At 39.1% G+C, this 10,450-nt stretch carries 6 protein-coding genes and 1 rRNA gene; 6 read left to right on the plus strand and 1 reads right to left on the minus strand.

The genetic code is table 11. From position 1 onward, the window contains the following. The first annotated feature begins 70 nt into the window (after positions 1-70). Positions 71-730 (plus strand): NAD(P)H:quinone oxidoreductase, encoded by a 660-nt coding sequence (gene wrbA / locus BK574_RS04865; RefSeq protein WP_078427746.1) that lies wholly within the window; start codon positions 71-73, stop codon positions 728-730. A gap of 215 nt (positions 731-945) precedes the next feature. Beyond that, positions 946-1,794 (plus strand): MBL fold metallo-hydrolase, encoded by an 849-nt coding sequence (locus BK574_RS04870; protein WP_078427747.1) that lies wholly within the window; start codon positions 946-948, stop codon positions 1,792-1,794. A gap of 162 nt (positions 1,795-1,956) precedes the next feature. On the opposite strand, the gene BK574_RS04875 is transcribed toward BK574_RS04870, so the two are convergent. Next, a complete protein-coding gene (locus tag BK574_RS04875) occupies positions 1,957-2,445 on the minus strand; it encodes a sigma-70 family RNA polymerase sigma factor (protein ID WP_158211539.1) in 489 nt (162 codons plus the stop codon). A 402-nt stretch (positions 2,446-2,847) separates the two neighbouring features. Here BK574_RS04875 and BK574_RS04880 point away from each other — a divergent pair, with 402 nt between their 5' ends. The 4 genes from BK574_RS04880 to BK574_RS04895 all read left to right on the plus strand — a co-directional run bounded on the left by BK574_RS04880 (position 2,848) and on the right by BK574_RS04895 (position 9,474). Then, positions 2,848-3,102 carry a hypothetical protein gene (locus tag BK574_RS04880; RefSeq protein WP_075386620.1) on the plus strand — a complete coding sequence of 85 codons (255 nt, stop codon included), beginning with the start codon at positions 2,848-2,850 and terminating at the stop codon, positions 3,100-3,102. Positions 3,103-3,418: 316 nt separating this feature from the next. Next, positions 3,419-5,647, plus strand: coding sequence for an McrB family protein (locus BK574_RS04885; protein WP_078427749.1), 2,229 nt, complete (start codon positions 3,419-3,421; stop codon positions 5,645-5,647). Continuing rightward, on the plus strand, positions 5,622-7,094 hold the full coding sequence (locus BK574_RS04890) for a DUF2357 domain-containing protein (RefSeq protein WP_078427750.1): 1,473 nt from the start codon (positions 5,622-5,624) through the stop codon (positions 7,092-7,094). Before BK574_RS04885 ends, BK574_RS04890 begins: the two co-directional genes overlap by 26 nt. An 827-nt stretch (positions 7,095-7,921) precedes the next feature. Continuing rightward, positions 7,922-9,474, plus strand: a 16S ribosomal RNA gene (locus BK574_RS04895). The last annotated feature ends 976 nt before the right edge of the window (positions 9,475-10,450 follow it).

A 10,450-nucleotide genomic window follows, 5' to 3' on the forward strand; every position in this document is an offset into this window, starting at 1 on the left:
ATTTATTTTCAATAGAGGTGGTTCTTATCAGACGAAATAGATAATACTAACAGAGCAGAGGTGTATTAGTATGGGATTTTTAGAAAAATTATTTGGAACTAAAAAGGAGACGAATGAGATGTCAAACGTAAAATTAGCCGTTATTTATTACAGTATGGGTGGAACAAACTATCAGTTAGCACAATGGGCTGAAGAAGGTGCGAAAGAAGCAGGTGCTGAAGTTAAAGTATTGCGAGTACCTGAGCTTGCTCCACAATCAGTGATCGACGAAAATGAAGGTTGGAAAGCACATGTTGAAGCAACGAAAGATGTACCTGAAGTTAGTTTAGACGATCTTGAATGGGCCGATGCAATTATTTTCAGTGTGCCAACACGATTTGGTAACATGCCAGCGCAAATGAAGCAATTTTTAGATACAACTGGTGGACTATGGTTCCATGGAAAGCTAGTTAATAAAGTTGTAAGTGCGATGTCTTCCGCACAAAATCCACATGGTGGTCATGAAGCAACGATCCTTTCACTTTACACATCTATGCATCACTGGGGTGCGATTATTGCTTCACCTGGTTACACAGATCCAGTTCAATTTACTTCAGGCGGGAACCCATACGGAGTTAGTGTAACAGTGGGTCAAGATGGAAAAATGATCGAAGACGTGCATGCAGCGGTTAAACATCAAGCGAAGCGCACAGTGACAATTGCTGAATGGGTGAAAAAAGGAAATCAATAAAGTAGCAAAGAGCCGATCAACACTAGATTGGCTTTTTTACTTTATACACAATTAAAAATATTTAAAAAGTGAAAATCTTAGGAAGCGTTGATCCAATTAGGGTTAACGTTCTTTTGTTGAAACTCATTCGAATTAACTAAAGAAGATTTTGTACATAATAACTAGAAGGAAAAGGAAATACTCATTCTTATTAATATAGTTAGGGGATATCATTGATGCATTCGATCGAAAAGATTGGTAAGAAGTTTTGGTATATAACTCCAATATCGGAGACTGACAGACCAGTTCTGGGGATAGTTGTTGGTAATAACAAGACATTATTGATTGATACAGGAAATTCGGAAGATCACATCCAATATTTTCTAGATAAGCTTTCAAAAAGGCAAGTTCCATATCCTGATATCGTAGTAATTACTCACTGCCATTGGGATCATATCTTTGGCCTTGCAGCTTTATCAAAAACTGTATCTATTTCTTCCGAAAAAACAAGAAAGGAAATGGAGAAACTAATTCACCTTTCATGGTCAGACGAAGCTTTAGATGAAAGAGTTAAAGAAGGAACAGAAATTGAATTTTGTGCAAATGCGATTAAGAAAGAGTTCACTGACCATCGAGATATTACCATTACCTTACCTGATTTAGTATTTGAAAACAAAGTGGAAATTGATCTTGGGGGAGTAACCTGCATCGTTCAGCATGTTGGGGGTGACCATGCATCTGACTCTTCAATTGTGTATATAAAAGAAGAGAAAATTCTATTTTTAGGAGATTGTCTTTATGCTAACATTTTTTCAGAAAAGGAGAACTATACAATTCAGGGAACACTTGAGTTATTAGATAAATTAGAAAGATTTGAAACAGATACATACATTCTTTCTCATTCAAAGCAGATTTCAAAAGAGGAATTTAATCAGCAAATTACGATGATTAGAACCATTGCAGGATATACAGATCGTTTTGGTGGGGATGCACAGAAAGTAATAAAAGAATATAGGAAGCAGGTAGGAAGAGACCTGACAGAAGATGAAATGGCAACGGTTGTCTATTTTGTAAATGGATATTAGATATTATTTTAATGGTATTATAGCATCAAAGACAGTGACATAGTAGGGAATTAAATATGTCACTGTCTTTTTCAGGATTGGCTAGCAGTTAATTTCTAGTTTGTGAGAGAAACAACTTGAATAAGTACGATTCCGAATCTAACAATCAATTGCTCTAGAAAATCATCGTTGAAGCGCTTTAACATTTTTCGCTAATCCTTGCTTCCACACCCTCACCGTATTTTCATGAACCCCGTATTGTTTGGCAATTTCAGCTGTAGATTTATTATAAATTATTACTTCTCTTACCCACGTCTGTTGTCTAGGCGGGAGACCTTCGATGTATGACTCGATTATTTCCTTTTCTAGTGGAATGGCCGTATGATTATCGATCATTTGATGAAATCCATCTTCGGTTATATGATGTTTATCAGTGTATGATTTTTCTTTTTTCAGCATCGTAAGTAAGCGACCACGGACCGTAAAGATCGCAAATGTCGCAAAGGAGCCTTTTTCAGGATTGTATCGTTCATATGCCTCCCAAAGGGCAATAAGTCCGACTTGATAATAATCATCAAAATCTTTGTAAATATTTAATTTTTTCATCTGTTTTTTAACAATCGGTGCATATTTTTCAATAATTTCTTCCGCATTAAGTGGAATAGACTGCAAGATCATTTTCTCCTATGGAAAGCGCACTTTCTCTTATATTCCGCCGGTATGTTAAACATATAGATTTCTACTAGAAGTGTCATAAGAGTAAAAATGACGTTTTAAATCGCTAAAAATGAAATTTCTACATTACATTTTTGAAGAATGGAACGCCAAACATGAAGAATGACACCTTTTTAGGGAATAGAGAAATGACCAAGTTGTTAAATATGAGGTAACAGGAGGAATGATTGTTATAAAACGAAAAAGATGGTATATGAAGTTATCATTATATTAACTTGTAGAAGAAGCTTGCTTAATCTAGTTCATCACAGCACCATACAAGTTTTGAATGAAATAGTCTTATAGTTTATGATAGATATAATTTATAATTTAATTTTCAGAGGGGGAAGACAACAGGGTATGGAAAAACTATGTGGAAGTTGTTCTCAAAAAAAAGGGTTATCAAAAGAAGAACGAATTAAAATCGCTAAGACCCGAGTGCCTAAAACTGTATATATTTGTCCGGAATGTAATGAAGAGCATTCGCTGCAATATGATCAAAAGATCGTAATCGCTAACGATATCGAAGAAGATGAATTACCTAATGTTGTAGTGGAGGAAAGGCCTAAGAAAGCAAAAAAAGACTCAAGTGATGAACAATTAAGCTTATTTTAAGTTTTGGGAACTAAAGTGTAAAGGTGCTACGACCCTTATAGTACTAGTAATTTAATTTGCAGTTAATTTAATAGAGAAGATATTCAAGCCATTTTTCATAAAGCTGGTTATTCATTAAGGTGTGGGTCTTTTATTAGACTTACGCCTTTTTCATCTTGTAGAGTTGCGCGTTTAGCATTCGTTTTAATCAAATTTGACCGAACCATACCTAATATAGGAAAGGGTTTACTTAAACTAAATGGTAAACTGGTATAGAAGTTGAAAGCCGAGAAGAAGTGCATGATTAGAAGCCATATAATAAAGAAGGTGAATTTTTTTGTTAAGTCTTACATATTTTAAATCTCTCTTTCTCGAGGAAAATACCGAATCTCGTTGCCGGAAAGTGCTTGATGAAGTATCACCCATTGTTCAACCGTTGTTCAAACGATTTGTAGACAAAATAGGAGTACCGCTCGGTGAGGAATATTCAATTAGAAGTTATGATATGACGCTAACGACGACATATCATGATGCTCGTAATCCGACCTATGAAGAAAATAAAAGGAATTCAGATATTGGTCGTAAGTATTTTGTAGCGCTATCTCGCAATGTAGAGGGGAAAGAAAACCATTTACTTACACTTGAATTCAATGGCATGAATGGAAACATTTCTATCCATACGGAGCTTAAATTCATTCCGTTTTGGGCTTGGGTAAAAAATGATCAAATACATAGTGTTTTACAAACTATTCCTTCTAATTACGTTATTTATGCTGGAAAAAAGGAAAAAGAAATTATACCAAAAGACCATTTAATTACTTTTGTGAAAAGCTGTATAAAACCTAGAAAACGACCTCCATTCCAAATTGGGACTTGCTTTCCTTTAGATGGTCATATGTTGGAAGAGGATTTAATTGCAGAAATGGTGGATGCTTGGGGCCAACTAGCTAATTTCCGAGTTCACTTTAATGAACAACTAGAAGTTTCTAAAAAGGCATACGATGCTTTAATGATTTTGGCTGGAACACGAAACATAAAACAAACGCTTTTGTTAGGACGAGAGTACTCCGTCGACATTTCTTCACTTGAAGACTATAAAACGAATGGTAAGCGACAAGGGTTTCACATTTACGATGGAGACCAAATGGTAACGAAAGGGTTTATTTATTACTATGAATATCATGATAAAAATTCCCCGTTCCAAACAATTGCTGTTCAGTTAGAAGGGCATAATCATATTTTCACAAATGCAAGAGAAATACTCGGTATAGGTACAAAAGAGTGGTGGATTACGAAATCATTTACTACTCAAAACTTAGATAACCAAGAAGTGATGTCACATGCGATGCGTTTGTTAAGTGAGCATGATATCCACACGAAAGGAAATATGTATTGTGTTGGGACGTTTGATAATAAGACATTCTCATTTATCGACGTTGCAGAGAAAGTTAAGAAAAACTTTTTGAATGCTGCGTTATTATTTGCCCATGCCAGCAAAAAACTGGAATTGTCTTCAGAAGAGGAAGTGGAGGAACAAACAGAAGGTGATACGAGTCTAGAACTTGATGTGTTAGAACCGAACTTTCAATTTCAAGATATTTATCAGACGATATCGGATAGTCAATTAACTTTTTCAAAGGAAATTATTCGGGATTTGCATCTTAATTTAACCGCGTTGGATGATAAGCACTTTGTACTCTTAAGTGGAATTTCAGGTACAGGTAAAACTCAATTATGTCGATTATATACCAATGCCGTTTATGGACTTGAATATGAGAGCGAAAATCCGTATTTTACGATTATACCTGTACGTCCTGATTGGACCGATGCGAGTGCTTTGTTTGGTTACTATAGTTCGTTTGAAAAACGATATGTTAAAACAGAGTTCTTAAACGTTATTCTTAATGCTTTGAAAGAACGCGAAAAACCGCATTTCATTTTATTAGATGAAATGAACCTTTCCCGTGTCGAATATTACTTAAGTGACTATTTGAGTGCCGTTGAATCACGAAAGGAAATTCCGCTCCATCAAGACGATCATCTAGTGAATGAAGTACCTAAAAAGTTATTAATCCCACCTAATGTTTATATCTTAGGGACGATTAATGTGGATGAAACGACGCATTCGATTTCCGATAAAGTATTAGATCGCGCCTTTGTTATGACGTTGTCTGACGTGGATTTTGATACGTATTGGAAACGAGTAGATCAAGACTTGAAAGTTACTCTAGCGAAGGAATTTGGAATGCTTAAAGAACTACATCATACCTTAATAGATTATGAGCTTCATTTCGGCTATCGGACCATGGGAGAGATGCTGCAAAAATTATATGCCAACTATCAATTGCCAGATGATTTTCAGATGAATCCGATTGAGGCTTTGGATCGTGTTATTTCTGAAAAAGTATTAACAAAAGTGCGTGGCGATGAAAGAATTTCAGAAATGTTGATAAAACTTGAGCAATGGTTAATGCAAAACATAGACACTACGTCGGTTTCACTACAGCATGTGAAACGGATGCAAGAGGAGCTGGATTTCTATGGAGCGACTCAATTCTGGAGATAGTTTTCTTGAACTGTGGAATAATCACAACGGTTGGATCCCTTTTCAAGAGGCGTATTTAACAGAAGCAACTGAATATAAGCTCAGATATAACGGAAACCCAAGCGACGTTCGTATCCAAGGAATACCTTTGCCTTTTTATCATGGAGAAAAGGGTTACTTAGCGACATTCATTACCCCCTTTCAAAGCGGTTCCTTGAATGTCACCGTGAATGGTCAAGGGTATGAAACGTATATTTTTCCTGATTCACGGAAACTGACAGAAGAACAGTTCAACCAGATGCTCGAAGATATTTTGGAAGAAGCGAATAGTTGCTTTCAATTAAGTGGTTTAGAGATAAATGTAGATTCCACTGGGAGAAGCCGTGATATATCTTGGACACAATGGAGTTATTTAGACAAGTCCTTTCATCAGCTAAGACAAATCTTCAATCGTATTCAGCGACAACCGTTTCGTAGCTTAGAGAAACTACCCTTGATGATGAAAAGAGAAAAAGTGGAGCGCACAGAACGCGTCACATTACGCTGGCTCGATCAGAAGGGACATGGCAAGGATATTCCATTAAACGTACATACGATCAAAACTTTTGAAACAACTAATGTTTACGAAAATCAAGTGTTGAAGCAGCAAGTTCACTTATTGTATCGTCTGCTTCGTAAGTATGAGATGTTGAATCGAGACGACGTTGCTCGTAAAGCAAGAAGGTATAAATTAGTTGTCCAACGTTGGATCAACAGCCCCTTTTTAAAGGACATTACAGAGAACCAAGGACCATTTACGATTACGCAAAAGTTTAGAAAACACCCAGTGTATCGGATGTGGTATCAATGGTTTGATCAACTTTATAAACATGAACGAACAGGAATCGGCTTCGATTACCCTATTTCGTTAAAGGACACATTTCAACTTTATGAAATGTGGTGCTACATGCAGCTCGTGAAGCTTCTCAGGGAAGCTGGTTACGTCCAGGATACTCGGGAATTATATAAAACGACGAGAGAAGGTATTTTTCTAGACTTGGCTGAAAATCAAGAAAGTCGTATTCATTTACTTGGTGGAATGTCACTTTACTTTCAACGGTCTTATCAATACAATTCAAAGACCTTTCATACGTATACACAAAGAATGATTCCAGACATAGTACTTGAGGGGGCAACAGATATGATCGTTTTTGATCCAAAATATCGAGTACCAGACAATCTAGGAACAGCACTTGGTGAGATGCATAAATATCGGGATGGGATTATCCATCGAGATACAGGAAGTAGAGCAGTGAAGGGGGCTTATATCCTCACGCCTACACATGAAAATCAAGTAGAAACGATGAGGTATTTTCAAAATGATTTCCAAGAGATGTATCAGATGGGTGCTATTAAAATGGTGCCTGGGGAGATAGGGAATCAGTTGAAAAGAAAAGTTGAGCAATTTATAGAGAAAGTGTCAGTTTAAATTAAAGTAGTAAAAAATTTTATCTATTATTAAAAGACGTATTTATTAATTGTGCTCACAGTTATAGACACTGCTTAGATTAAAGAGAGCAGTGTCTATTTGACTGTTTTCGTTTGTTTATCCCGTTTAGCTGGAGCTACGAATCCCACTTCAACTACGTGGGATTCGCACATTATATAAACCCGTCGTTAATATAAAGAAATTGTTAGTTAATAGTTTCGAAATGGGATGTGATAGAAGGGAAGATATTAGAAGCAAATAATAGTTAGGACATAAACCTTTTAACAAGTGTGTTAATCGGTGTAATCGCAATTAAAGAAAAAAATTATAAAAACTATTGCGCCATGTTATTAATTTTGTTATATTATTCATTGTCGCTTCTGAAGGAGTGATAGAGAAAACAACTTGTAACAAAAAATTTTGTCTTTCGCAAAATAAATGTTGCAATAAAAAAATAATTATGATATATTCATAAACGCTGCTTCAATTTAAAGAAGCCATACACAATGAATGATCAAGTTACCAAAAAATAGTTATTGAAATGAAGTTGTTAGCATGATATGATATAACTCCTGTCGCTAACAACGACAAACAAAGTTCTTTGAAAACTGAACAAAAAGCCAAGCGAAATTAAGAGATACATGATATCTCGTCAATGTTTTAAAAACGTCACAGTGATGACGACCTTCGATTAAGAACGCGAACGTCCTGCTCCTGCGATTACTCGTCGCAAATTGATGCGAAGGAGTAATTTCAAGTAGAATTTGTTCGCAACATCGAAGCCAGCACATCCTGTGCAAGTGAGCTTATATCAAGCTATTTTCAATTTATTGGAGAGTTTGATCCTGGCTCAGGACGAACGCTGGCGGCGTGCCTAATACATGCAAGTCGAGCGGACCTTTCAAGAGCTTGCTCTTGAAAGGTTAGCGGCGGACGGGTGAGTAACACGTGGGCAACCTGCCCTGTAGACTGGGATAACTTCGGGAAACCGGAGCTAATACCGGATAATCAATCACACCACATGGTGTGATTGTAAAAGTTGGGTTTACCTAACACTATGGGATGGGCCCGCGGCGCATTAGCTAGTTGGTGAGGTAATGGCTCACCAAGGCGACGATGCGTAGCCGACCTGAGAGGGTGATCGGCCACACTGGGACTGAGACACGGCCCAGACTCCTACGGGAGGCAGCAGTAGGGAATCTTCCGCAATGGACGAAAGTCTGACGGAGCAACGCCGCGTGAGTGATGAAGGCCTTCGGGTCGTAAAGCTCTGTTGTTAGGGAAGAACAAGTACCGTTCGAATAGGGCGGTACCTTGACGGTACCTAACCAGAAAGCCACGGCTAACTACGTGCCAGCAGCCGCGGTAATACGTAGGTGGCAAGCGTTGTCCGGAATTATTGGGCGTAAAGCGCGCGCAGGCGGTCTTTTAAGTCTGATGTGAAAGCCCACGGCTCAACCGTGGAGGGTCATTGGAAACTGGAAGACTTGAGTACAGAAGAGGAGAGTGGAATTCCACGTGTAGCGGTGAAATGCGTAGAGATGTGGAGGAACACCAGTGGCGAAGGCGACTCTCTGGTCTGTAACTGACGCTGAGGCGCGAAAGCGTGGGGAGCAAACAGGATTAGATACCCTGGTAGTCCACGCCGTAAACGATGAGTGCTAGGTGTTAGGGGTTTCGATGCCCTTAGTGCCGAAGTTAACACATTAAGCACTCCGCCTGGGGAGTACGGCCGCAAGGCTGAAACTCAAAGGAATTGACGGGGGCCCGCACAAGCGGTGGAGCATGTGGTTTAATTCGAAGCAACGCGAAGAACCTTACCAGGTCTTGACATCCCTTGACACCTCTAGAGATAGAGCGTTCCCCTTCGGGGGACAAGGTGACAGGTGGTGCATGGTTGTCGTCAGCTCGTGTCGTGAGATGTTGGGTTAAGTCCCGCAACGAGCGCAACCCTTGATCTTAGTTGCCAGCATTTAGTTGGGCACTCTAAGGTGACTGCCGGTGACAAACCGGAGGAAGGTGGGGATGACGTCAAATCATCATGCCCCTTATGACCTGGGCTACACACGTGCTACAATGGATGGTACAAAGGGCAGCGAAACCGCGAGGTCGAGCCAATCCCATAAAACCATTCTCAGTTCGGATTGTAGGCTGCAACTCGCCTACATGAAGCCGGAATCGCTAGTAATCGCGGATCAGCATGCCGCGGTGAATACGTTCCCGGGCCTTGTACACACCGCCCGTCACACCACGAGAGTTTGTAACACCCGAAGTCGGTGGGGTAACCTTTTGGAGCCAGCCGCCTAAGGTGGGACAGATGATTGGGGTGAAGTCGTAACAAGGTAGCCGTATCGGAAGGTGCGGCTGGATCACCTCCTTTCTATGGAGTATTTACTCTAGTCGATGCATACTTCGGTATGTACGCTTTGGTCTTTTTTGTTCAGTTTTGAGAGAACTCAAAACTCTTTGATTAACTTTTTGCATCTGCGTCTAATAGCAACGCTTCGAAGTAAGCTTCCTCGATGCAAGGCCGCAAGAAGTATAACTTAGATGACTGTTCAAGTTGTAATTGAAGTCAGTTGCCTTGATCAGTTTTGAGAGAACTATCTCTCAAACAAGTTAAATGTTGTTTCCTTCAATTACCATTGAAACAAACACTTGATTTGTTATATAATATAAATCTGCTTTTGAGAAAAACTCAAAAGTTATTTTTATCTCTAAAATAGTTGAAACAAATAGAATTGTTCTTTGAAAACTGGATAATGACTAGAAATGACATCAAGATTTCACTGGGTTGCACTTCGGTGTAACCAAGAGTAACTTGAGTCGTCAAGAATTCAACAACCTTTATAAATTTCCTGATTTAAATTCAGGAGACACAAAGAGATGAATTAGAAACGAGAAGATCGAGGAAACGAGCTTTTGAGCAATGGAGCGTATGTTTAAAGGATACGTGAGTAGCGCAAAAAGCGAAGTTGACGAAGAGATTCGACATTTATCATTCATCGAATGGTTAAGTTATGAAGGGCGCACGGTGAATGCCTTGGCACTAGGAGCCGAAGAAGGACGGGACGAACACCGAAATGCCTCGGGGAGCTGTAAGTAAGCTTTGATCCGGGGGTATCCGAATGGGGGAACCCACCATCCGTAATGGGATGGTACCCATACCTGAATACATAGGGTATGAGGAGGCAGACCTGGGGAACTGAAACATCTAAGTACCCAGAGGAAGAGAAAGCAAATGCGATTTCCTGAGTAGCGGCGAGCGAAACGGAATTAGCCCAAACCAAGAGGCTTGCCTCTTGGGGTTGTAGGACGTCTCACATGGAGTAAGAAAAGACGATCATAGGCGAAGC

It is taken from the genome of Alkalihalobacterium alkalinitrilicum, assembly GCF_002019605.1.
Taxonomy (GTDB): Bacteria; Bacillota; Bacilli; order Bacillales; family Bacillaceae_F; genus Alkalihalobacterium; species Alkalihalobacterium alkalinitrilicum.

Bases quoted from the DNA above. Each gene is read 5' to 3' on its own strand.
- BK574_RS04870 (WP_078427747.1), top strand. From the start codon at position 946: ATGCATTCGATCGAAAAGATTGGTAAGAAGTTTTGGTATATAACTCCA.
- wrbA (WP_078427746.1), top strand. From the start codon at position 71: ATGGGATTTTTAGAAAAATTATTTGGAACTAAAAAGGAGACGAATGAG.
- BK574_RS04880 (WP_075386620.1), top strand. From the start codon at position 2,848: ATGGAAAAACTATGTGGAAGTTGTTCTCAAAAAAAAGGGTTATCAAAA.
- BK574_RS04890 (WP_078427750.1), top strand. From the start codon at position 5,622: ATGGAGCGACTCAATTCTGGAGATAGTTTTCTTGAACTGTGGAATAAT.